Genomic DNA, 22,220 nt, shown 5'->3' with positions numbered 1-22,220 from the left:
GACGGGCCCCGGCTGTTTGTGGTTCGGAACTACGCTGTGGTTCGGAACTACGCTGTGGGTCCGGAACTACGCTGTGGGTCCGGAACTACGCTGTGGGTCCGCAACTACGCTGTGGGTCCGGAACTACTGTGAGCCCGGACCTACTCCGGCAGCCCGTCGGCCGGCATGGCCGGGCGCTCTTCGGTGTACTCCGTGACCTCGTCGCCGGAGACCACGTACGGAGTGCCGAAATAGGACTGTACGCCGTCCTGCACCTCGGTCAGCATCGCGCCGGTGTACCCCTGGTGGCTGTCCTCACTGAATCCCAGCGGCGTGTGGCCGTTACCGGTGACATTGCCGGATTCAAGTGCCTCGAGCAGGGATTCGCGGGTGGGGTTCTCGCCTGCTTCCTTCAGCGCCTCGACAAACAGGTAGCCGATGGACATGCCAAAGATAGTGTTCCCGTCAAAGGCGGCCCCGCCGTTGTATTCCTCGTTGATCTCCTTGAACTTTGCGGTCCATTCGTCCTCGGTGTCCGAGTAGCCGGGAAGGTAGTTCGCACTGACAAAGCCCTGCAGCAGTGCGTTGGTGTTTTCGCCGAGGTAGCCGGAGAGGGTGTTGAAATCGCCGCCGGCGGAGGAGGCCATCCACTGCGGGAAGTAGTCCAGCTTTGCTGCCGTGCCCACTGCCTGCGCGCTGAAGCCGTTGATCGTGGCCAGGAAGTTGACCTCGCAGCCCGCTGCCTTCATGGCGCTGATCTGGGCTGCAATGTCGGTGTTGGCGGTGGAGTAGACCTGGGTGCTGGCCAGGCCGTCGGCGCCGACCACGGATTCCACCCCGGCCTGGAACTCTTCGCCGAAGTCGTCATCCTGGCCAAAGAAGCAGTAGGTCGCATCCGGGAACTCTTCCATGGCGTGGGTGGCCAGGATCCGGGATTCCGTGGGGTAGTCCACCATAAAACCGTAGGTGTACGGGTAATCCTCGGGCTGGTTCCAGGTGGGACTGCCGGATGCGACAAACAGATCCGGAACCTCGTTGTCGTTGACGAAGTCGAGCACGGCGCTGTGCGGCGGCGTGCCGAGCCCGCCCACCAGGGCAAATACTTCGTCCTGGAGCACCATTTCGCGTACGGCTGTCTGCGTGTTGGCGGGGTTGTAGCCGTCATCCTTGACGATGTATTCAATGGTGCGGCCGTTCACCCCGCCGTTTTCATTCACATAGTCGAAGTAGGCCTTCGTGGCGGGGGAGATGGTGGCATAGCCGGCGGCTGCAGGGCCGGTCAGCGGTTGGTGGGTACCCACGGTGACCGTGGTGTCCGTGATGCCCGGCACGTCTTCGGCTGCGGCGTCGGAACCTCCTTCCGGTGAAGCGCAGGAGGCGAGACCAAGGGCTGCAGCTGCCAGGACAGCGGCACCTATGCGGAGCGGAGAACTAGTCATCATTGACCTTTCTGGGTTGCGGGTAGCTCCGCCGACTGGTGCCGGTCGGATAGCGGAAGAGACGGGGCAGGCAGCTGGTCGGCGGCCGCGGCTGCCGGAGCTGATGAGGGGGCTGACGAGCGGGCAGATCCGGCTCCGGGCCTGCGCCGAAGTTTCAGGAGCAGGCCCTGGATGCCCTGCGGGGCAAGCAGGATCACCAGGATGAGGACCAGTCCGAAGATGGCTACGGAAAGGTTGCCGTCCAGCCGTTGGGCCAGGTCCGCAGGCAATGCCAGCCGCGCCGTGGCACTGCTGATCAGGTGCGGCAGGGCCACCAGGAGCAGGGCGCCCCAGACCGCGCCGGTCAGGGAACCGATACCGCCGACGACGGCGGCCATCAGCAGGAAGAGGGAGAAGACCAGGGAGTACGCGCCGGGGCTGGCGCTCTGCGTGGTGTAGGCCAGCAGGCCGCCGCCCATGCCTGCCGCTGCGGAACTGACCACGAAGGCGGTGACCTTGGTGCGTGCCGGGTTGATCCCGGCGAGCGCTGCGGCCACGGAATTGTCCCGAACTGCCCGCAGCTCCCGGCCGAAGCGTCCATGCAGCAGGTTTGCCAGCACGGTGAGAACCAGTACGGCGCAGATGACGGCGAGCCACGCCTGCCACGCCTCATTGGAGACGGTGCCGCGCAGCGACGTCGGACGCTTTTCCACGGTGATCCACAGCCCCTGGTCGCCGCCGAGGACGGCGGAGAACGTGCTGGTCACTGCGGGCAGTGCCACCACCAGCGCCATGGTGAAGCCGGCCAGATAAGGCCCGTGCAACCGCCCCGCGGCGAGTCCGATCACCAGGCCAAGCAGCGCTGCTCCCAGCACCGCGGCCAGCAACGGAAGGACCAGCAGCAGCGGGCCTTCCACGCCGGCGTCGGACATCGTGTTGGCGCTCAGCGCGTAACTGTAGGCGCCCGCTGCCATCAGTGCCGCCTGCCCGAGGGAGAGCTGTCCGCCGGCGCCGGTGAGCAGGGTGAGGCCGGCGATTCCGCACAGGTAGGCGCAGACGGTGGCCAGCTGGTAGGAGGTGAAGGACGGTATGACGAACGTCAGCCCGATCAGCCCGGCAGCAATGACGGCGGCAAACAGATACCGTTTGGGGACGCTCATACTGTTCGCTCCTTCGTCATGGAAAAGATGCCGCCGGGCCGGATCAGCAGCACGGCCAGGAGGAGTACAAGGATGGCCACGGGAGCCAGGGTGGCGCCCAGATAGCCGCTGACCCAGCTGAGCAGCACGCCGACGGCCAGCCCGCCCAGCACGGCCCCGGCCGGTGAATCAAGCCCGCCGATCACCGCAACGGTGAAGGCGTAGACAAACACCGTGTCCGCGGCATGGGGGTTCAGGCCCAGTTCCGTGGGGATGACCAGCAGGGCGGCAAGGGCGCCCAGGGCCGAGGACATGGCCCAGCCCAGCGTCAGCATCCGGGACGTGCGCACCCCCAGCAGCCGGGCGAGATCCGGAGCGAAGGCTGAGGCGCGCAGCCGCAGGCCCAGCGGGGTCCTGGTGAACAGCAGTACCAGTCCGCCTACGAGTACGGCGATGCAGGCGAAGACGAAGAGGTCATAGGAGGAGACGGCGGTGATGCCGAAGATTTCCACCGGATTGGAGCTGAACGGGGTCACCATGGTTCGGTAGCTGTTTCCGAAGATCATGCCCAGGACCGCCTGGATCAGCATCAGCAGTCCCAGCCCCGCGATTACGGGATTCAGCGGGGAGGTGTTGCCCACGAAGCGCATGACTCCGCGTTCCACTATGGCGCCGATGAGGAAACCCGCGGCGAGCGCGGCGGCCAGCCCGGCCCAGTAGTTGCCGGTCAGTGCGGTGACGGTGAAGGCAATGTACGTTGCCGCCACTGCCATGGCGCCCTGGGCGAAGTTCACTATCCGCGCCGCACGCCAGATGAGGACCAGGGAGAGCGCGAAGGCTGCCAGCACGGCACCGCGTGCGAGCCCGTCAAAGGTGAGAAAAAGGAATCTGTCCATTAGAACCCCAGGTAGGTGTGGCGGAGGTCGGTGTCCCCGGCCAGTTCGGCGGCAGGCCGGGAGGCGACTACCCGGCCCAGGTTGAGGACAACACCGTGGTCGGCGACGGCGAGCGCGCTGCGGACGTTCTGTTCAATAAGCAGGACGGTCAGTCCGGTATCGTCCCGGAGGCGGCGCAGCATGCCCAGGATCTGGGCGGTGACTTTGGGGGCAAGCCCCAGGGAGGGCTCATCCAGCAGGAGCAGCGACGGGGCAGCCATCAGCGCCCGGCCGAGCGCAAGCATCTGGCGCTCGCCGCCGGAGAGCTGGTGTCCGGCCGCCTTCCGACGGCGGGCCAGCGGTTCAAACAGGTCGTACATGTCCGCGAGCACGGCAGTTGCCGCCTTGCGGTCCTGGCGCCACAGGCCGCCCAAACGCAGGTTCTCCTCCACGGTCAGTTCCGTAATGACCCCGCGGCCCTCCGGAACCAGTGCCACACCGTGGCGGACCATGTCCTCGACCGGGACACGGCTGAGGTCTGCACCGTTGCCGAGGCGGATAGTGCCTGCGGTGGGGCGCACCTGGCCGGTGATGGTGCGCAGCAGGGTGGTTTTCCCTGCCCCGTTGGCCCCCACGACGGCGGTGATGGAGCCGTCCTCCACATTCAGGTTGATGCCGTGCAGCACCTGGACGGCACCGTAGCCGGCGCTGACATCCGCCAGGACCAGTCCGCCGCTCATGCCACCTCAACTCCCAGGTAGGCATCCGCGACGGCGGGGTCGGCACCGATCTCCGCCGGTGTCCCCTCGGCGATCAGCCGGCCGAAGTCCAGGACGGCAATGCGGTCACAGACTGCCATCACCAGGTCCACATGGTGTTCCACCAGGACAACCGAGCATCCGTCACCTGGCACGGTGCGGATGATGTCGGCGAGTTCCTCGATGTCTTCGTGGCCCAGTCCGCCGGCGGGTTCATCGAGCAGCAGCAGCCTCGGTTCGGAGACGAGGGCACGGGCCAGAGCCACCTTCTTGCGGATGCCGTAGGGCAGGGTGTCAGGCAGGGCGTCGGCGTATGCGGCGACGCCGAGCAGGTCCAGGGCTTCCATGGCCCGGACGGCGAGGCGTTTTTCGTCCCGGACGGCTCCCGGCAGTGCCAGCAGCCCCAGTCCGCGGTGCGATGTTGCAGCCAGCCCGGCGGCAACGTTCTGCCGGACGGAAAGCCCCGGGAACAGGCCCAGGCCCTGCAGCGTGCGGGCTACGCCGTGGCGGGTCAGGCGGTGCGGTTTGGGCGTGAACCCGCTCCCGTCGAGTTCCAGGCTGCCTCCGCTGGGGGGAAAGACGCCGCAAATCACGTTGAAAAGCGTGGTCTTTCCGGCGCCGTTGGGGCCCATGACGCCTATGATCCGGCCGGCGGGAATGTCCAGGGACACCGAGTCCAGGGCGGTCAGCCCGCCGAACCGGACGGTGATGTTGTCCAACCGGAGGCGGGGTGGTTCCGACCGGTCGGTATGTTGCTCCTGCATGAGTACTCCATCGTCTCTGCTCTTACCTTGCGTGCTTTTCCGTGCTCGGGTGGCGCGTGTGCTGCGGTGCTGCGGTGCTGAGGGAGGTGCGGTGGTGCTGAGGTGCCGGTTTTGCGGAGGTGCGGTGGTGCTGGTTTTGCGGTGGTGCGGAGGTGCGGTGGTGCTGGTTTTGCGGTGGTGCCGGTGGTGCCGTGGTGCTGGGCGGGCTGGGGTTACTTCGCCTGCAGTCCCGCCAGGTAGAGGTCGGTCAACTGCGCCGCCACTGCCTCGCGGCTGATGGCCCCTCCGGGGGAGTACCAGTAGGAGAGGTAGTGCGGATCGGAGAAGAAATTCGCTGCGAGGACCGGAATGGGGATATCGGTGCGGAACACCCCGTCTTCCTGGCCACGGACCAGGATGCCGGTGAACGCCTTGTTGAACTCGCGCCGTCTGCGCTGCACCTCTTCGAGCCGGTCTTCGCTGAGCATGTGCTGGGAGCGGAAGAACACCGTCCCTTCCCGGATCCAGTCAATGGACGTGCTGACCAGGTCCTCGCAGACCAGGCGCATGGTTTCGGCTGCCGGCAATCCGCGGCTGATGATCTCGGTAAGGTGCTCGTGCTGGAGGGTCAGGATGCGGTCATAGATGTCGAAGAGCAGGTCATCCTTGGAATTGAAGTAGTGATAGAGCGCCCCTTTGGTCACGCCGGCTGCATCCACGATTTGCTGGACACTGGTTTTGGCGTAGCCCTGCCGCGCGAAGAGCTCCACGGATGTCCGTGCCAGCTCTTCCTTGATATTCATGGTCTTCATGCGGCAGTGTCCGGGTTCTCGTGTCGTGGCCCGGCGGTTTCCAGTTCGGACCGACCGGTTGGTATGTGCGAACACCATAACCCCGGCAGGCCGGTTCTGCGCAAGGTTTTTGGGAATTTTGTTTTCGGCGGGGCGGCCGGCCGGCCAAGCAGGCGTTGCCGCTAGGGTTTGGTGAATGTCGAACTTTCCCCACCCGCCCCTTCCCTTTACCCCGGCCGGGCCGGGATTCCCGGGCTGGAACATGCCAGCGTCCGTACCCCGCGGAATGCGCATGGAGTTGAGCAGGGCGCGGCTGCTGGACGGTGCAGAGTCATCCTTCGATGACTGGATGGAGATGTTGCATAAACGCTACGACGAATGTTTGGCCACGCTCGAGCGTGAGCTGATGGCTGTGGAAGCGACGTTCCTGAACCAGGAAGCAGACGGTTCGTGGTGGATGTACCACTTCCAGCTGAGAGGACAGGACAGTCCGGGGCTCATTCCGGACAATTCCCTGGATCAGGCGCACCTTGCGTACGGAATGAAAACGAAGCATCCCGGGTGGGAAGAACTGGAGCCCAGGTTCTTCCTGGCCCCTCCGCATGTCCGGGCAGCAGTGGAAAGTGCCGGCCGTGCCGGAACGGAAGCCTGGGATGTTTCCTGAGCGTGTCTGACGCGGTTGGGCCTGATATTCGCTGGTAGCCTCCCGAACAGACTGCCGGCGACCGGTGCCGCGGTCACTTCCTATGGGGGAACCGATGGCTGCTGTGCGGCGCTACGTCTTTCCGATTCTGTGGCTGGTGGTCTTTGCCGTTATCGCCGCCGCTCTGTTCAAGCTCGCTTTCATTGACGGGATGCGGGCTGATGCCGCAGCCGTCGGTGAGCAGCCGTCGGCGCAGCTCACCACGCCGCTGGTGCCTGCTGCGCTGGGCACGGTAACCAACCTCGTGGCTGTCCAGGGTTCGGTTATCAGTGATCCGCTCGTGAGCGTCAGGAGCACGGCTGAGGGCACCGTCGAGTTCATCTACGTTGAGGCAGGACAGAACGTGCTCAAGGGGGAGCCGCTGTTCCAGGTGAAAACGCTGCTGGAGCTCCCGGAACCGGTGGGAGATGAACCGGGACCTGCCGCGCCGCCCGCTTACGCATACAACGACGTCGTTGCCACCGTGGCAGGGACAGTCGCCGAACTGATGGTCCTGCCCAAACAACAACTCACGGTGGGAGCGGAGGCCGCGTCCCTGGACCCGGGGACATATTCGGTCACGGGCACCCTGACCAGCGACCAGCAGTTCCGGATCCTCGACCGGACAAATACCGCACGGGTGAGTATCAACGGGGGTCCGGCGCCCTTCCCCTGCAGCAACGTGAGCATGGGCGGCACGCCGGCAGCGGACACCGGGGTCAACGCCCAGGCCCAGCGTGTTCCCGCCGGGCCGGGCCAGGAACAGCCGGAAGCGGCCGGAAGCGTCCGCTGCACCGTGCCGGCCGACGTTCCCGTCTTCGCCGGGCTTGGTGCCACCATCGAGATCACTGCCGGTCACGCCGAAAACGTGGTCACGGTGCCGACGACGGCGGTCCGGGGCAGTGTGCAGACGGGGATCGTATGGGTCGCTCCCGGCGAGGCGGGACCGGATAGCGCCGGAGACGCGGTGGAACGGGAAGTGGGCCTTGGCCTGAATGATGGCAGCACAGTGGAAATTCTCTCCGGACTGGCAGAAGGGGAAATGGTTTTGCAGTTTGTTCCCGGCGCTGCAGCAGACATTGATCCGATGACGGGTATGCCCGGAGTGATGGGCGGGTGAGCATCGCCGAGTCCGCCGGTGAACACACTGCCGGTGAACATACGGAAGGTGAACACACTGCCCGCGAGCGGCGTGTCGGGCGACAGCCTGTCCGGCGACAGCGTGTCGGGCGCATCGATGATGAGGGGATGCCGGTGTCCCTGCATGAGGACGGTGCATTGGTGTCACTCTCGGGAGTGGCACGGGTAGTCAGTCTTCCCGGGCGTGCCCCGCTGCAGATCCTCGCCGGGGTGGACCTGACCGTGTATCCCGGGGACCATGTTTCAATTGTCGGCCGGTCCGGTTCGGGCAAGTCCACCCTGCTGAACATTCTTGGCCTGCTGGATGTGCCCAGTGCCGGTGAGATGGTCTTTGGCTCGGAACCGGTGGAAAGGATGAGTCAGCGCCGCAGAGCTGCAGCCAGGGGAGCGTCAGTAGGGTTCATTTTCCAGCAGTTCAACCTGCTGGCTGAACGCACGGCGCTGGAAAACGTCATGACCCCGCTGCTGTACGCCCGGGGCAGGCAGTTCTGGCAGCGGGAGCAGCTCGCCGGCGCCATGCTGGAGCGGGTGGGCCTGGGGAAGCGGCTGCAGGACCGGCCCGCGAGGCTTTCGGGTGGAGAGCAGCAGCGCGTAGCGATTGCCCGTGCCCTGGTACGTTCGCCCCGGCTGATCCTGGCCGATGAACCCACCGGCGCCCTGGACATCGCCACGGGTGCATCCGTGATGGCCCTGCTGGCGGAGGTGGCAGCGGAATCCGGGGCCGCCCTGGTGACCATCACGCACGACCCGAAGGTGGCAGCCCTGGCCAGCCGGCACTATCTGCTTCAGGACGGCTTCCTGGAACCTGGACGGCAGGCGGCGGCATGAGCCTTTCCGGTATTGTCGCCTCACTTGTGGAGGCCTGGACAGAGCTTCGGATTCATAAAACCCGCGTGCTGCTCGCGCTGATCGGTGTCGCTCTGTCCGTTGCCGCGCTGACCTCGGTTGTCGCGCTGGGCAACATGGTGCGCGAATCGATCGCGCAGGGCAGCGAAGCGCAGAGCGGCCGTCCGGCGACACTGACGGTGGTGGTGTACCAGCGCGACGGCTCCGCCATGGATGCCGAGAGCGTGACTGCTGCTTTCCGGGACGTGGCACAGCGGTATTCGGTGGAGTATTCCTCTTTGACCCATCAGGCTCTTGTGCCGTTTCAGCTGCCGAACGGGGTGATGCCGGTGCAGACGCAGGTTGTGGACCCCGCCTATGCCAAGATGCGTCGCATTCCGATGGTCGAAGGTGCCTGGTTCACGGCGGAAGACGCGCAGAGACTGGCTCCCGCCGTCGTCGTTAATGAGGCGTTCCACCGGCAGATGGGCAGTCCGGACCTGAGGCACCATCCGGTGGTCCGCATCGAATCCGGCAGGCCGTTGGACGCCGTCGTTGTGGGCGTGCGGCGTGACCAGTACTCTGACGAACCTCCGGCAGCCATTCTGCTCAGCGATGCGTTTGCGGGGCTGGGGCTGAACGTAGAGACGCCAAGCCTGGAGCTGTGGGTCCCGGAGGAACTGGGAGAACCGCTGATTCCCGCGATAACGGGCGATCTGGCGGCACAGTTTCCGGGCGCCGACGTGGACGCATACCGGACGGATTATGCCGCTTACGGCGATCCGTTGGGCGGTCTGACCTGGGCGGTAGGCGGCATTGCCGCGCTGGTGATGCTGCTCGGGGCAGTCGGTCTGTTGAACATTTCGATGGTGACCGTGAAGTACCGGATCAGGGAAATCGGCATCCGGCGCAGCTTCGGAGCTACCTCCGGACGGATTTTCTTCGGCGTCATGTTGGAGTCCGTTGTTGCCACTTTTGCTGCGGGTGTTGTGGGCGTTATGGCCGCTGTGGCGGTGGTGAAGCTGCCAGTGGTCCAACGGGTGATCGGCGGCGGCATCGCCGAGCTGCCGCCGTTCCCCGTGGAAGCCGCGCTGATAGGGCTGGGTTCGGCGACGCTGGTAGGTGCCCTGGCCGGGCTTGTCCCGGCGCTGGTGGCGGTGAGGGTAAAGGTCATCGACGCGATTCGCTACTGATCCGGTCCCTTGCGCTTGCCGGCCGGGCGCGGGGAATCGTGGCGGGGGTTTCCAGGTCTTTATGCGCCTAAAGTTCTCCGGTGCTTTTCAACACTGGGAGCTTTCTAGGTTTTATGGGTCGGAGGAAGTCCTCTAGGGCTGTCCAACCCCGGGAACCATAAAAAGCAGAGAGACCCCGCAGCTGGGCTGCGGGGTCTCTCTGTGTCTCAAAGTGCCCTCGATAGGATTCGAACCTACGGCCTGTTGCTCCGGAGGCAACCGCTCTATCCCCTGAGCTACGAGGGCAAGGACACCGGTAAACCGGACGTCCTGTGGGACTCAAGAAGCTTAGCAGGTTTCCGCGGGTCGGGGAAAACCTCGCAGGCTGAGGCGAAATGTGGAGAAGGTCCAGGATGGTGCGCGGGCTCATAGGACACGTCGCCGGGATTCCTGGCGGGGGATGCGAGGAACCGTAGCGGGGGAGCCTCCCAGGTCTTTATGCGCCGGAAATTCTCGAGCGCTGTCCAATCCGCTTCGGGCAGGTAGCGGCTGGCAAAAAGACGGGTATCTGGAGTTTTCCGAGGTGCCGTTTTGCGCCGGTTTTTGACCCTGAAATGTCAGTGCCGGATGAAATCCTGAAGCATGGATCAGGACAGGAAATCCGGGTGCGGAACCGGAATACCGGCCGGCACGGACCTTCCACGGGAAGGGGCGGCCGACAATGCGGATGCGCCCGGGAAACCGTCCCCGGCCCCGACCAGTCTCGCGGTATATCGTGCCGACCCTGCAGGCGAAGCTGTCGCACGGTCCGCGGACGCCATGCCCGCCGAGAGTCCCATGGGTGCAGCCAGTCCCTTAGCTTCAGATGCCGTGCCCGCCGCGAGTCCCATGGGTGCAGCCAGTCCCTTAGCTTCAGATGCCATGCCCGCTGCAAGTTCCACGCGTACAGCCAGCGGCACTGCTTCCACCAGTCCCGCGGGCGCCCCCGGCAATGCGGAATGCTCAGGCAACATTTATCCGGACGGATTTACCGGAACCCTGGCTCTGGCGAATCTTGAGTCCTGCGACGAAGTGACCACGGGCGAAGCTCTGGGCCGAATGGCACATTTGATTGCCTGGGCGCAGGCGCAGCAAGCCCGGCTGATGAACCGCATGCAGGAGGCCTTCCGGGACAGCTACCGGGAAGCCTCCGGCCGGCTGGAACCGGGCATGGCCTTCAGCCTCGCCTCCGCCGAGTGCGCGGCCATCCTAAGAGTCCCGCAAATGACGGCACAACGGCTGATGGACGAGGCCTGCAGGCTCTGCGGCCCGCACGCCGCCACCCTCACCGCCCTGGAGGAAGGCACGCTCGGCTACCCGCATGCGCAAGTGGTTCTGGAGCAGTGCGAGAACGTTCCCGCTGCTGACCTGCCGGAACTCGAAGCGGACCTGCTCAGCGCTGCCGAAGGTCAGACCCGGGCACAGTTCTCCGCCAAAGCCCGCAGACTGCGGGAGAAGAAATATCCGCAAACCATTCCTGCTCGGCACCAAAGCGCGTTCGAGAAACGGAAGGTCACCCTGGATCCGGTTGAGGACGGCATGTCCTGGCTCTCGGCCCTTCTGCCGGCACCGGAAGCCCAGCAGATTTACACTGCCCTGAGCACCTCCGCCCAGGGAGAACAGGCGGACGGGGACCCGCGGAGCAGGGACCAGTTGCGTGCCGACATCCTGGCCCAACTGCTGATGGGCGGCATGGGATCAGCCCGCAGCCAGCGGGCGGGCAGGCCCGGCTGTGGAGGGCACGCAGGCGCGGCCGACGGTGCTGGTCACACGGGCTGCACCGACGGTGGAGATCACCCGGGCAGGCCCGACGGTGGAGGCCACGAAGACAAAACCGGTGCCGGGCTCACCGATCCGGACGATATTGGCAGCATCCCGCGGGCCGAGATCATGGTGCTGATCAGCGCTGAAACCCTCTTCGGTGCTGACGAGGAACCCGCCGAGCTCCACGGCTACGGACCCATCAGCGCCGAAGCGGCCCGCCGGCTGGCTCGCAACGCTACCCGCTGGACCGGACTCGTCCGGGATCCGCGCACCGGAGAGATCCTGGGTGTGGGCAGGCGCCGGAAAGTCCCCGCCGGACTCGCCCGCTGGCTCCGGGCACGGGACGGGACCTGCCGGTTCCCGGGATGCCGGGTCAGTACCGGGGTGACCGAGATTGACCACACCAAAGATTGGGCCAAGGGCGGGAACACTGAGCATTCGAACCTGGCTCACCTGTGCCGGAGGCATCACCGGTTCAAGACTCTGGGTTATTGGAAGGCCTGCCAACCTTCGCCGGGGGTGTTGGAATGGACTTCGCCCACCGGCCGGGTCTACCGGACCGAGCCCTTCCTGGAACTGGCGGGCGCGGATCCAAACGCACGCTCTGTCCCCGGTCCGGAAGAGGTACCCCCGTTCTGACGAGGTTCGTCCCACGTCGAAAGCCGTCCGGCAGCGGAAGGAGGTTGGATGCCCGCTGTCGGTGATCGCAGAGTGGGAGGTGCGGGCCGGGCAGCGGTGGGACGTGTGGCGTAGGAACGGTTGGCGCCGCGCGGCCGGTAGTAGGCGGCCGGTAATAGTAGGGCGGGAGGTACGGGTGCGGCTTGGTGGGGACGGATGTCGTTGCGCGGTCGGTAGTCGGCGGCAGTGTGCTGGCGGTGGTGCCGGGTCCTGGCGTGGCGCGGGGTACTGCTGGCCAGCAATACCCCGGAACCAGCAATAACCAGCAATACCCCGAAACTAGTACCCCAGGAATGGATCCGTTCTCACGCGCCGGCCACCGGCCTCGCGGACCGCCTTGCGCGCTGAGGCTACAACCTGCGGCGAGCCGGAAACATATAGCGCCCGCGATGCAAGATCGGGAACTTCCCGCTTCAGCACGTCCGCACCTGGAAGCCCCGGACCAAGCCAGGTCCCGCCGGCAAAACCGGGATCTGTCGGCGTACAGATCAGGAGCCGCACGTCCAGCTCCTGCAGTTCGCCTGCATAGGCCAGCTCGTCAATGGAGGAAGCGGCATACACTAGGACGACGTCCCGGCCCTCTCCGCAGGCCTGCCGCAACTGGCTGATAAACGGCGTAATGCCGATACCGGAAGCAATCATGAGGACAGGTTTGGTCCGGTCCCGAGGCAGCAGGAAATCCCCGGCCACAGCGGTAGCTGTCACTTCGGCACCCGGACGCATCTTCAGCAACGACTTCTTGAAGCTGCTGGACGGATCTGCCACCCGCAGCCCCACCGCTACGGTGTCCGGTGCAGACGGGGCCGTGGTGATGCTGAAAATGCGGCGGGAGCCGCGCGAGTCCGGCTCGAAATGCGGCACGGCAAGCTCCAGGTACTGGCCGGCACGGTACCGGACCGGACGCGTTGGTTCGAAAACAAGTTCGCGTGCAGTGGGCGTGAGCGCCCGGGATGACTTCAGCCGCAGCCGCACAGCTCCGCGCTGACCCGTCGCGAAGGCCAGAGCATTGCCAATCAGCAGCGCGAGTTCGGGAGACATGGCCACCGGCCCCAGCGAGAACGGCACGGCAAACAGCACGCCGACGACGGCGGCCTCGGCCAGACGCTGCCAGCGCAGCGGAGGCAGGGTCAGCGGTTCGGTGAGCATAAAGCCGGCCAGGAAGACGATGGGATAGGAACCGGCAATGATGGTCAGCGCCTCGACCGGTGCTTCACCGGCAGCAAGGAAGCGGACAAAGATGATCGCCGCGGCGGTGAGGACAAACACTCCGGCCATCGGCAGCAGCCGGTTGCGGTACAGGATCAGGACGGAGGCCGGTAATACGGCTACGAGCATCCACGGAGTGGCCACCCACCAGACCGCGCCGCCCAACCCGGCCGCTGCCACCACAAAGGCGCCTACTGCCGCGGGGTTGAAAATGTGCCGGCGCCGGACGGCCAGCACATATTTGGACGCGGTTGCCACGGCCGCCGCCAGCGCCACAATGCCCAGCTGGGCACCGTCGGTGCCCGGCCAGAACAGGAAGTACAGGATCAGGCCCGTGATCAGGGAGGAGTCGGTCTGCGGCCGGGTACGCAGCAGCAGTCCGGCCACCCGGCTGGTCACCAGGGCGGAGGCAACTGCCGTGGCGGCGGTCGCGGCGAGCTCTGTAGGTGTGTAAAAAAGCACCCCGGTAAGCGAGAGCACAAAGGACCAGAGCACGCAGGCAAGCAGCAGCCAGACCGTGAGCCGGTACATGGTCCAGCGGCCCAGGAAGGTATTGAGGGTGCGCGGCTGCGCCGGGGCGGAAACACTCATGTAAACAGGACTCCAGCCATTGCAGGGGAATAGTCGGCCCGGCCGTCGGTAAACATCCGGACATAATCAAACTCGAATTCGGCAGCCAGCTCCCGCGGTTCGGCGAAGAACAGGGCGGTGGCCAGGCCATCGGCGGTTCGGGTATCGGCCGCCAGCGTCCAGGTTGCTGCCACTGCCTGGACCGGAGCCCCGGTCCGGGCATCCAGGACGTGGTGCAGCCCGTCCCCCCACTGCCGGCGGTTCACCGCCGAGGCGCACAGGGAACGGTTCCTGACGGAAAGGACGCCAACAGCCCGCGCCGCGTCATAGGGATACTCCAGGGCCACCCGCAGGGCAGTGCCGCCGGCATGGCGCAGATCCGAACCGGCATCCACCACATACTCCCGGTGCCCGGCGGATTCCAGCACGGCGGACACCAGGTCCACCAGCTGGCCCTTGCCGGCCGCTCCGATGTCCAAGGTCACCGGCGCGGTGGTCCTGACCTCTACCACGGAGCGACCGGCCGACCAGGACACGGTGTCAGTCCAGTCAGCAGCGGGAGAAGGGGCGCCCGAGGCACGGAAGCTGTACCCGGCGTCGTACCCCAGAACCTCCAGTGAACGCCCGACCAGGGGATTAACGGCGCCGCGGGTGAGCCGGTGCAATGTGTCGAAAAGCTCCAGCAGCGGGGCAGCGGAAGCGGGCAGCTCGAAGCTTCCGGCGCCCTCCGCCATCCGCGCCACGGTGGAATCGCTGCGGAAACGCGAATAGGTGCGGTCATAGCCCTCGACCAGTTCCGCCACAGCCGCCTGGGTCGGAGCGTCCAGCGGCTCGGCAGTGGAGAGCGTCCACTGTGTGCCGATGGCTTCGAACCCGAGGGAATGCATGGGCTAGGACGCCGCCACGGAGCGGATGGCGTCCAGTGCCCGGTTGAAGCCCTGGCTGGTCAGCGAGGAACCTGCCACTTTGTCCACGTCCAGCTCGTCAATGTTCTTACCCACCACCTGCTTCTGGATGTTGGAGGTGAACTCGCGCTGGTACTGCTTGGACTGCAGGTTCTTGCCCGAGGTTTCCACTTCCAGCTCGGTGACCACGTTGCCCTCGAGCGTGAGCTTCACGTCCACGTCTTCGGAAGTGCCCGACGGCGGGATGTAGCTGCCGGTGCCGGAGTACTCGCCGTCGGTGTACTTTCCTGAGGCAGCGGATCCGGAACCGGCAGCCCCGGAGGCATCAGACACGGCGGGGGACTGCGCGGGGGACTGGGCAGGGGATTCACTGGTAGGGCCGGCGGGTGCGGCAGTATCGGCTTCCTCGCCAGCGGCACATCCTGCCGCGGACAGCAGGGACAGGCCGGCGGCGGCACACAGCAGGGACTTGCTCGCTCGGTTCACGGTTCTCCTCGGTGGTGGGGGTTCCCCGGATGGGAATCTCAGCAGGGGTCAAACCCAGGCTTCCTCTTTATTACATCGCATCATGGCGGCAGCGGCTGAGCCGGCACAGGGTAAGGCCCGTCATAGTCAACGGGGGCACGGCCGTACCCGGCTATGCTTAACCGGTGACTCCTGAAGAACTTTCCTCCGCCGTAACTGCCTGCCTCCAAGACGCCATCGATGCCGGTGACTTCAGCATTGAACTGCCGGGGGAGGTGCGCGTGGAGCGCCCCAAGAACCGGGACCACGGTGACTGGGCCACCAACATTGCCCTGCAGCTCTCCAAGCAGGCCGGCATGAATCCCCGCCAGTTTGCCGAAATCCTCAAGGGCCGCCTCGAGCAGATCGACGGCGTGGCCAAGGTGGACATCGCCGGCCCCGGCTTCCTGAACATCACCCTCGACGCGGGTGCCGCGGGTGAACTGGTCAAGACGATTGTCGACGCCGGTCCCGCGTACGGCACCTCCGAAATCCTCAAGGGCACCCGGATCAACCTGGAGTTCGTTTCCGCCAACCCCACCGGCCCGATCCACCTCGGCGGCACCCGCTGGGCCGCCGTCGGCGATGCCCTGGCCCGGGTCTTCGAATCCCAGGGTGCCGATGTCACCCGCGAGTACTACTTCAATGACCACGGCGCGCAGATCGACCGCTTCGCCCGCTCCCTGCTCGCTTCGGCCAAGGGCGAACCCGCGCCGGAAGACGGCTACGCCGGCGAATACATCGTGGACATCGCCAACCGCGTGCTGGCCGCCGAGCCGGGCATCGTGGACCTGCCCGACGACGAAGCGCAGGAACGCTTCCGTGCCGTCGGTGTGGACTTTATGTTCGGCGACATCAAGGAATCCCTGCACAACTTCGGCGTGGACTTTGACGTCTTCTTCCACGAGGACTCCCTGCACGAAGGCGGCCAGGTGGAGAAGCTCCTGGAACAGCTCAAGGGCTCGGAAAACCTGTACGAAAAGGACGGCGCCTGGTGGCTGAACTCCTCCGAGTTCGGTGACGACAAGGACCGTGTGGTCATCAAGTCGGACGGCAACGCCGCCTACATTGCCGGCGACATTGCCTACATCCAGAACAAGCGCGAGCGCGGCTTCGATCTGAACGTCTACATGCTCGGCGCAGACCACCACGGCTACGTGGCCCGCCTGAAGGCCGCCGCCGCCGCACTGGGCCATGACCCCGAATGCGTGGAGGTCCTGATCGGCCAGATGGTCAACCTGGTCAAGGACGGCAAGCCGGTCCGTATGTCCAAGCGTGCAGGCACCGTGGTTACCCTCGAAGACCTGGTGGACGCCGTGGGCGTGGACGCAGCCCGCTACACACTGGCCCGCTTCTCCGCAGATTCCAACATCGACGTGGACCTGGACCTGCTGACCAAGCGCAGCAACGAGAACCCTGTGTTCTACGTCCAGTACGCCCATGCCCGCACGCACGCCCTGGCCCGCAACGCCGAGGCCGCCGGCGTGGATGACTCCGCTTTCGACGCCTCGCTGCTGACCCACCCCACCGAAAGCGCACTGCTTGCCGCGCTGGGCCAGTACCCCGGCGTCGTCGCCCAGGCCAGCGCCTTCCGTGAACCGCACCGCGTGGCCCGCCACCTGGAGGTCATCGCCGGCACCTACCACCGCTGGTATGACGCCTGCCGGATCGCACCCCAGGGTGACGAGGAAATCACCGACACCAACCGCACCCGGCTGTGGCTGAACCTCGCCGCACGCCAGGTCCTGGCCAACGGCCTGGACCTGCTGGGAGTTTCCGCACCCGAACGGATGTAAGTAATGACTGCTTCACCCCTGGCCCCCGCCTGGCTGAGCCACCCGGAGGACCCCAATGCCCTGCGCCCGCAGATGTGGGCGCGCGACGTACGGCGGGGGGAGGCCGGGGAGCTGGAAATCTCCGGCATTCCCGTCTCCCGGATTGCGGAGGACTTCGGCACTCCGGTCTTCGTGATGTCCGAAGATGATTTCCGCGCCCGGGCCCGTGACTTCAAGGACTCCTTCGACGCCGCGTTCGCACCGCTGTGCGGGGGAGTGGACGTCTACTACGCGGGCAAGTCCTTCCTCTGCACCGAGGTGGCCCGCTGGGTCGATTCCGAGGGGCTGCGCCTGGACACCTGCTCCGGCGGGGAGCTGGCTGTGGCCCGCCGCGCCGGGTTGCCCGGCAGCCGGCTGGGCCTGCACGGGAACAACAAGTCGGTGGCCGAACTGACCCGTGCCCTGGACATGGAGCTGGGCCGGATTGTGGTGGACAGCCTGGGTGAGCTGGAACTGCTCGGGCAGCTGGCGGCGTCCCGCGGCGAACGCGCCAACGTGATGCTGCGCCTGACCCCGGGCGTGCACGCCTCCACCCACGAATTCATTGCCACCGCGCACGAGGACCAGAAGTTCGGCCTGTCCATGGTCGCCGATCCGGAGCTGGACGGACGTTCCCCGGCTCTGACGGCGGTGGAAACGGCGCTGAAGCACGACGGCGTGAACCTGGTGGGCGTGCACTGCCACATCGGTTCGCAGATCTTCGACGCGGCCGGTTTCGAGGAGGCCGCACGCAGGCTGCTGGGTTTCCTGGCCGAGGTCAAGGCTGCCTACGGCGTCGAACTGGCCGAGCTGGATCTGGGCGGCGGTTACGGCATCGCCTACACCGAAGCCGATACCCCGCGCCCGCCGGCCGAGATCGCCAATGCGATGGCCGCCGTCGTCGGCAGCACCTGCGCCGAACTGGGCCTTTCAGTGCCGAGGATTTCCATTGAGCCCGGCCGGGCCATTGTGGGGCCGAGCACCTTCACGCTCTACCGCACCGGAACCATCAAAACGGTGCGGGTGGACACGCCCGACGGCGGCACCTCCCCGCGGCGCTACGTAAGCGTGGACGGCGGCATGAGCGATAACGCCCGTCCGGTACTGTACGGCGCGGACTATTCCGCGGTGCTGGCCTCCCGCGTCTCCGAACATGACGCGGTTATTTCGCGGGTGGTTGGCAAACACTGCGAAAGCGGGGACATAGTAGTGCGGGACGTCTACCTGCCCGGTGACGTAGCCGCGTCGGACCTGCTGGCCGTTCCGGGTACCGGAGCCTACTGCTGGGTGCTTTCGAGCAACTACAACTATGTACCCCGTCCGCCCGTTGTCGCAGTGCGGAACGGAACCGCGCGGCTGATTGTGCGCGGCGAGACCGAAGACGACCTGTTGGCACGCGACGTTTCCTAACCGTTAGAGGAGTTGGCACGCACATTGAAGACCCTGAGAGTAGCCCTGCTGGGATGCGGAAACGTGGGATCGCAGGTTGCCCGGATCCTCATTGACGACGCCGCGGACCTCACCGCCCGCCTCGGCGCACGCCTGGAGCTGACCGGCATCGCCGTGCGCAACGTTGATGCTCCCCGCGATGTTGACCTGCCCGCGGAGCTGTTCACCACGGATGCCGAGGCGCTGGTCAAGGACGCGGACATTGTCATTGAGCTGATGGGCGGCATGGAGCCGGCGCGCACCCTGATCCTGCATGCCCTGGGCCACGGCGCCGCCGTGGTCACCGGCAACAAGGCACTGCTGGCCGCCGACGGCGCGGCCCTGTATGAGAAGGCCGACGCCGCCGGCGTCCAGCTTTCCTACGAGGCAGCCGTGGCCGGCGCCATTCCGATCCTGCGGCCCATCCGTGACAGCCTCTCCGGCGACCGGATCACCAAGGTCATGGGCATTGTCAACGGCACCACCAACTACATCCTGGACGCCATGGACACCACCGGTGCCCAGTTCGGCGACGCCCTGGCCGAGGCCCAGCGGCTGGGCTACGCGGAAGCGGATCCCACTGCCGACGTTGAGGGCCACGACGCCGCCGCCAAGGGCGCCATTCTCGCGTCCCTGGCCTTCCATACAGACTTTGACCTTTCAGCCGTGTCCTGCGAGGGCATCAGCTCGGTCACGGCCGAAGACATGAGCGCCGCGAAGGACGCCGGCTTCGTCATTAAGCTGCTCGCCATCGCGGAGAAATTCTCCGACGGGGACAACGGCGAAGGCGTCAGCGTGCGGGTGCACCCCACCCTGCTGCCGCGCCGGCATCCGCTGGCTGCCGTGCACGGAGCCTTCAACGCCGTGTTCGTCGAGGCGGAGAATGCCGGCGAACTGATGTTCTACGGGCAGGGCGCCGGCGGTGCACCCACCGCCTCGGCCGTGATGGGCGACGTCGTCACCGCGGCCCGGCGGCTGGTCCTTGGCGGTCCCGTGCCGGCCGGGCAGGCCTCCGGGCACCTGCCGGCCCTGCCTTTGGAGAAGGTCACCACGAGCTACTCGATTGGCCTGGAGGTGGCAGACCAGCCGGGTGTGCTGGCCGCCGTCGCCCGTGTCTTCTCCGAACACGGCGTCTCCATCGAGACCATGCGCCAGACCATCCACGGTGAAGGAGCCAGCGCCGAGCTGCGCTTCGTCACGCACCGTGCATCCGAGGCCGCACTGGCGGCCACCGTCGAGGCCATCAAAAACCTCGATGTCATCACGAACGTCAAATCCGTACTGCGGGTAGAAGGAGTCTGAGCCGTGGCTCACCAATGGCGCGGCGTTATCCGCGAATACGCCGAACGGCTGCCGGTCACCGACAGCACCGAAGTCATCACCCTGGGGGAGGGCGGTACCCCGCTGGTCCATGCCAAGGCACTCTCCGAGCTGACCGGTTCCACGGTCTACCTCAAGGTCGAGGGCATGAACCCCACCGGGTCCTTCAAGGACCGCGGCATGACCATGGCCATGACCGCTGCCGTGGAATCCGGTGCCAAGGCCGTTGTCTGCGCGTCTACCGGCAACACCAGTGCCTCCGCTGCCGCCTACGCCACGCAGGCGGGCATCACCTGTGCCGTCCTGGTTCCGGACGGCAAGATCTCCATGGGAAAGCTCAGCCAGGCCATCGCGCACGGCGCCCAGCTGCTGCAGGTCCGCGGCAACTTCGACAACTGCCTTGAGGTGGCCCGCAAGCTCGCCGAGGCGTACCCGGTTTTCCTGGTGAACTCCGTGAACCCGGCCCGCATCGAGGGACAGAAGACCGCATCCTTCGAAGTGGTGGACTACCTCGGGGACGCCCCGGATTACCACCTGCTGCCCGTCGGCAACGCCGGCAACATCACCGCGTACTGGAAGGGCTACACGGAGTACGCCGCGCCCTACACCAACGTGGCCGGTGAGGAAATTGCGCCGGTAGCCACCAAAACCCCGCACATGTGGGGCTTCCAGGCAGAAGGCGCCTCGCCGCTGGTGAAGGGCCATCCGGTGACGGACCCGGACACCATTGCCACCGCCATCCGGATCGGCAACCCGGCATCCTGGGATGCCGCCATCGCAGCTCGCGATGAATCCGGCGGACTTATCGAAGCCGTCACGGACACCGAGATCCTGGAGGCGCACCGCTGGCTCTCCTCCCGCGAGGGCGTTTTCGTGGAACCGGCCTCCGCCGCAGGCGTTGCCGGACTGTTGAAGAAGCACGCCGCGGGCGAGGTGCCTGCGGGCAAGACCATTGTCATTACGGTCACCGGGCACGGCCTGAAGGATCCGCAGTGGGCCCTGCGCACCGCCGACGGTTCGGAGGTGGAGCCCACCAAGGTGGACTTCGACGTCGTCAGCGTTGCTGCGGCACTGGGGCTGGAAGCAGCCGCACCTGCCGCCGGTACCAAGTAGGACCGCCATGCAGGTGGATTTGCCCGGACAGCTTCCCGGCGCCACACTCCTGGCCCCCGGCCGGGAGGTGGCCGTAACGGTCCCGGCCACCAGTGCCAACCTCGGCCCGGGGTTTGATTCCCTGGGCCTTGCGCTCTCGCTGTATGACACAGTCCGGGTACGGACCACCGATGAACCGGGAATCACGGTGCAGGTGGCGGGGGAGGGCGCGGACCAGGTCCCGCTGGATTCCTCGCACCTGGTGGTGCGCACCATCCTCTCCACCCTGGCGGACGCCGGCTACACGGTCCGCGGACTGCACCTGAGTGCGGAGAACGTCATCCCGCACGGCCGCGGGCTTGGATCTTCCGCCGCGGCGATCGTCTCCGGCGTCCTTGCCGCCAATGCGCTCCTGCCGGACGCGGACCGGTTGGACGCCGCACAGGTTTTGCACGCCTGCTCAGCACTGGAGGGCCACCCTGACAATGTGGCACCGGCACTGGCAGGTGACCTCGCGATTTCATGGGAGACCGACGGCGTCTTCCGCTCGGCCCGCGCCGCGGTCCATCCCGACGTGGTGCCGGTGGTGGCAATACCTGCCACCGAGCTGTCCACGGAACGGGCGCGAGGGCTCCTCCCTGCCACCGTTCCGCACCGTACCGCCGCCGCGAACTCGGGCCGTGCCGCGCTTCTGGTCCATGCACTGACCATGGATCCGGCATTCCTGCCGGAGGGGACGCAGGATTTCCTGCACCAGGACTTCCGCGCCCCTGCCATGCCCGCCAGTGCTGCGCTGATCCAGGCACTGCGCTCGGCAGGATTTGCCGCAGCGGTTTCCGGAGCGGGCCCCACCGTCCTGTGCCTTGCCAACGGAGCATCCGCCGCCGCAGCGGCAGAGGAGCTGATGGCCCGCCAGCTGCAGGCAGCCGGTGAAAACTGGCGGGTTCTCCGGCTTGGCGTGGAGCGAGATGGTGCTAGAGTGGAAGTGCACCAGCGGTAATTTTACCGTTCTTGTGCTCCCGCAGGCATGGCCGTCCGTTTCGGGCCGCCCGGGCTTTCGTTGAAGACACTTCGCCGCCCCTGGTGTAACTGCACCCGTTCCGGTGATTTAGTTGACGCAATCGCCTTACCCGCGGAAGTACGGTCTTCGGTGTAGCCTTCATCCGGTACCGCCAAGAAGCGGCGAGTCCCATTGAATGCCGCGTGTTCGGCAGCAAAGCTGACGAAACTCCGTGTGGATTCTTCTAAACAAGGCACCCAGCAGAATCGCCCCTTTTCCGGCCCCGGCCGGATTGTGGCGGACCCGGTCCTATGTCTGATCATCGGTCCGGGGTCAATCACCGCGGCCGGCAATGCGCCGGACCGCCCGACGAGGGGG

General features: G+C 66.1%; 19 protein-coding genes and 1 tRNA gene. 10 read left to right on the top strand and 10 right to left on the bottom strand.

All coding sequences use genetic code 11. From position 1 onward, the window contains the following. Positions 1-140 precede the first annotated feature (140 nt). The 6 genes from AC5RVB_RS00335 to AC5RVB_RS00310 form a co-directional block, all read right to left on the bottom strand. Positions 141-1,418 carry an ABC transporter substrate-binding protein gene (locus AC5RVB_RS00335; RefSeq protein WP_227929479.1) on the bottom strand — a complete coding sequence of 426 codons (1,278 nt, stop codon included), beginning with the start codon at positions 1,416-1,418 and terminating at the stop codon, positions 141-143. Next, a complete protein-coding gene (locus tag AC5RVB_RS00330) occupies positions 1,418-2,557 on the bottom strand; it encodes a branched-chain amino acid ABC transporter permease (protein ID WP_227929480.1) in 1,140 nt (379 codons plus the stop codon). The genes AC5RVB_RS00335 and AC5RVB_RS00330 overlap by 1 nt, the downstream gene beginning before the upstream one ends. Continuing rightward, on the bottom strand, positions 2,554-3,432 hold the full coding sequence (locus AC5RVB_RS00325) for a branched-chain amino acid ABC transporter permease (RefSeq protein WP_227903385.1): 879 nt from the start codon (positions 3,430-3,432) through the stop codon (positions 2,554-2,556). The genes AC5RVB_RS00330 and AC5RVB_RS00325 overlap by 4 nt, the downstream gene beginning before the upstream one ends. Beyond that, positions 3,432-4,151 (bottom strand): ABC transporter ATP-binding protein, encoded by a 720-nt coding sequence (locus tag AC5RVB_RS00320; RefSeq protein WP_290244690.1) that lies wholly within the window; start codon positions 4,149-4,151, stop codon positions 3,432-3,434. Before AC5RVB_RS00320 ends, AC5RVB_RS00325 begins: the two co-directional genes overlap by 1 nt. After that, complete coding sequence (locus tag AC5RVB_RS00315; RefSeq protein ID WP_494141695.1) at positions 4,148-4,933, bottom strand: ABC transporter ATP-binding protein; 786 nt, start codon at positions 4,931-4,933, stop codon at positions 4,148-4,150. Before AC5RVB_RS00315 ends, AC5RVB_RS00320 begins: the two co-directional genes overlap by 4 nt. Before the next feature lie 212 nt (positions 4,934-5,145). After that, a complete protein-coding gene (locus AC5RVB_RS00310; protein ID WP_227903382.1) occupies positions 5,146-5,724 on the bottom strand; it encodes a TetR/AcrR family transcriptional regulator in 579 nt (192 codons plus the stop codon). A gap of 271 nt (positions 5,725-5,995) precedes the next feature. On the opposite strand from AC5RVB_RS00310, the gene AC5RVB_RS00305 reads away from it, so the two are divergent. From AC5RVB_RS00305 to AC5RVB_RS00290, 4 genes are all read left to right on the top strand, one after another. Further along, entirely contained in the window at positions 5,996-6,367 is a 372-nt protein-coding gene (locus AC5RVB_RS00305; protein WP_494141694.1) for a DUF6176 family protein, read from the top strand. 94 nt (positions 6,368-6,461) lie between these two features. After that, positions 6,462-7,505, top strand: a complete 1,044-nt coding sequence (locus AC5RVB_RS00300; protein ID WP_494141693.1) for an efflux RND transporter periplasmic adaptor subunit — start codon at positions 6,462-6,464, stop codon at positions 7,503-7,505. Beyond that, positions 7,502-8,353, top strand: coding sequence for an ABC transporter ATP-binding protein (locus AC5RVB_RS00295; protein WP_494141692.1), 852 nt, complete (start codon positions 7,502-7,504; stop codon positions 8,351-8,353). Before AC5RVB_RS00300 ends, AC5RVB_RS00295 begins: the two co-directional genes overlap by 4 nt. Further along, a complete protein-coding gene (locus AC5RVB_RS00290; RefSeq protein ID WP_494141691.1) occupies positions 8,350-9,543 on the top strand; it encodes an ABC transporter permease in 1,194 nt (397 codons plus the stop codon). The genes AC5RVB_RS00295 and AC5RVB_RS00290 overlap by 4 nt, the downstream gene beginning before the upstream one ends. Positions 9,544-9,755: 212 nt before the next feature. Here AC5RVB_RS00290 and AC5RVB_RS00285 read toward each other — a convergent pair. After that, positions 9,756-9,828 (bottom strand) — tRNA-Arg (locus AC5RVB_RS00285). 615 nt (positions 9,829-10,443) lie between these two features. Here AC5RVB_RS00285 and AC5RVB_RS00280 point away from each other — a divergent pair. Further along, positions 10,444-11,964 (top strand): HNH endonuclease signature motif containing protein, encoded by a 1,521-nt coding sequence (locus AC5RVB_RS00280; RefSeq protein ID WP_494141690.1) that lies wholly within the window; start codon positions 10,444-10,446, stop codon positions 11,962-11,964. A gap of 318 nt (positions 11,965-12,282) precedes the next feature. On the opposite strand, the gene AC5RVB_RS00275 is transcribed toward AC5RVB_RS00280, so the two are convergent. From AC5RVB_RS00275 to AC5RVB_RS00265, 3 genes are read right to left on the bottom strand one after another with little or no spacing between them, the layout of a single operon-like run. Further along, positions 12,283-13,800, bottom strand: a complete 1,518-nt coding sequence (locus AC5RVB_RS00275) for an FAD-dependent oxidoreductase (protein WP_494141689.1) — start codon at positions 13,798-13,800, stop codon at positions 12,283-12,285. Next, positions 13,797-14,666, bottom strand: coding sequence for an FAD:protein FMN transferase (locus AC5RVB_RS00270; RefSeq protein ID WP_227903374.1), 870 nt, complete (start codon positions 14,664-14,666; stop codon positions 13,797-13,799). The genes AC5RVB_RS00275 and AC5RVB_RS00270 overlap by 4 nt, the downstream gene beginning before the upstream one ends. A 3-nt stretch (positions 14,667-14,669) precedes the next feature. After that, a complete protein-coding gene (locus AC5RVB_RS00265) occupies positions 14,670-15,170 on the bottom strand; it encodes an FMN-binding protein (RefSeq protein WP_227903373.1) in 501 nt (166 codons plus the stop codon). 164 nt (positions 15,171-15,334) lie between these two features. Here AC5RVB_RS00265 and argS point away from each other — a divergent pair, with 164 nt between their 5' ends. From argS to thrB, 5 genes are read left to right on the top strand one after another with little or no spacing between them, the layout of a single operon-like run. Then, complete coding sequence (argS, locus tag AC5RVB_RS00260; protein ID WP_227903371.1) at positions 15,335-16,984, top strand: arginine--tRNA ligase; 1,650 nt, start codon at positions 15,335-15,337, stop codon at positions 16,982-16,984. Between the two features lie 3 nt (positions 16,985-16,987). Further along, on the top strand, positions 16,988-18,412 hold the full coding sequence (gene lysA / locus AC5RVB_RS00255; protein WP_494141688.1) for a diaminopimelate decarboxylase: 1,425 nt from the start codon (positions 16,988-16,990) through the stop codon (positions 18,410-18,412). A gap of 24 nt (positions 18,413-18,436) precedes the next feature. Continuing rightward, positions 18,437-19,732: a homoserine dehydrogenase gene (locus AC5RVB_RS00250; protein WP_227929537.1), complete on the top strand. Its 1,296-nt coding sequence runs from the start codon at positions 18,437-18,439 to the stop codon at positions 19,730-19,732. A 3-nt stretch (positions 19,733-19,735) separates the two neighbouring features. After that, the gene (thrC, locus tag AC5RVB_RS00245) at positions 19,736-20,863 is read left to right on the top strand and encodes a threonine synthase (protein WP_227903366.1); all 1,128 of its coding nucleotides are present in this window, start codon (positions 19,736-19,738) and stop codon (positions 20,861-20,863) included. A 7-nt stretch (positions 20,864-20,870) separates the two neighbouring features. Then, on the top strand, positions 20,871-21,842 hold the full coding sequence (gene thrB / locus AC5RVB_RS00240) for a homoserine kinase (RefSeq protein WP_227903365.1): 972 nt from the start codon (positions 20,871-20,873) through the stop codon (positions 21,840-21,842). The last annotated feature ends 378 nt before the right edge of the window (positions 21,843-22,220 follow it).

This window comes from Arthrobacter sp. Y3225209 (genome assembly GCF_059090685.1).
This window is presented reverse-complemented; position numbering and strand designations above follow the sequence as displayed.

Bases quoted from the DNA above. Each gene is read 5' to 3' on its own strand.
- AC5RVB_RS00335 (WP_227929479.1), bottom strand. From the start codon at position 1,418: ATGACTAGTTCTCCGCTCCGCATAGGTGCCGCTGTCCTGGCAGCTGCA.
- AC5RVB_RS00330 (WP_227929480.1), bottom strand. From the start codon at position 2,557: ATGAGCGTCCCCAAACGGTATCTGTTTGCCGCCGTCATTGCTGCCGGG.
- AC5RVB_RS00325 (WP_227903385.1), bottom strand. From the start codon at position 3,432: ATGGACAGATTCCTTTTTCTCACCTTTGACGGGCTCGCACGCGGTGCC.
- AC5RVB_RS00320 (WP_290244690.1), bottom strand. From the start codon at position 4,151: ATGAGCGGCGGACTGGTCCTGGCGGATGTCAGCGCCGGCTACGGTGCC.
- AC5RVB_RS00315 (WP_494141695.1), bottom strand. From the start codon at position 4,933: ATGCAGGAGCAACATACCGACCGGTCGGAACCACCCCGCCTCCGGTTG.
- AC5RVB_RS00310 (WP_227903382.1), bottom strand. From the start codon at position 5,724: ATGAAGACCATGAATATCAAGGAAGAGCTGGCACGGACATCCGTGGAG.
- AC5RVB_RS00305 (WP_494141694.1), top strand. From the start codon at position 5,996: ATGGAGTTGAGCAGGGCGCGGCTGCTGGACGGTGCAGAGTCATCCTTC.
- AC5RVB_RS00300 (WP_494141693.1), top strand. From the start codon at position 6,462: ATGGCTGCTGTGCGGCGCTACGTCTTTCCGATTCTGTGGCTGGTGGTC.
- AC5RVB_RS00290 (WP_494141691.1), top strand. From the start codon at position 8,350: ATGAGCCTTTCCGGTATTGTCGCCTCACTTGTGGAGGCCTGGACAGAG.
- AC5RVB_RS00280 (WP_494141690.1), top strand. From the start codon at position 10,444: ATGCCCGCTGCAAGTTCCACGCGTACAGCCAGCGGCACTGCTTCCACC.
- AC5RVB_RS00275 (WP_494141689.1), bottom strand. From the start codon at position 13,800: ATGAGTGTTTCCGCCCCGGCGCAGCCGCGCACCCTCAATACCTTCCTG.
- AC5RVB_RS00270 (WP_227903374.1), bottom strand. From the start codon at position 14,666: ATGCATTCCCTCGGGTTCGAAGCCATCGGCACACAGTGGACGCTCTCC.
- lysA (WP_494141688.1), top strand. From the start codon at position 16,988: ATGACTGCTTCACCCCTGGCCCCCGCCTGGCTGAGCCACCCGGAGGAC.
- thrB (WP_227903365.1), top strand. From the start codon at position 20,871: ATGCAGGTGGATTTGCCCGGACAGCTTCCCGGCGCCACACTCCTGGCC.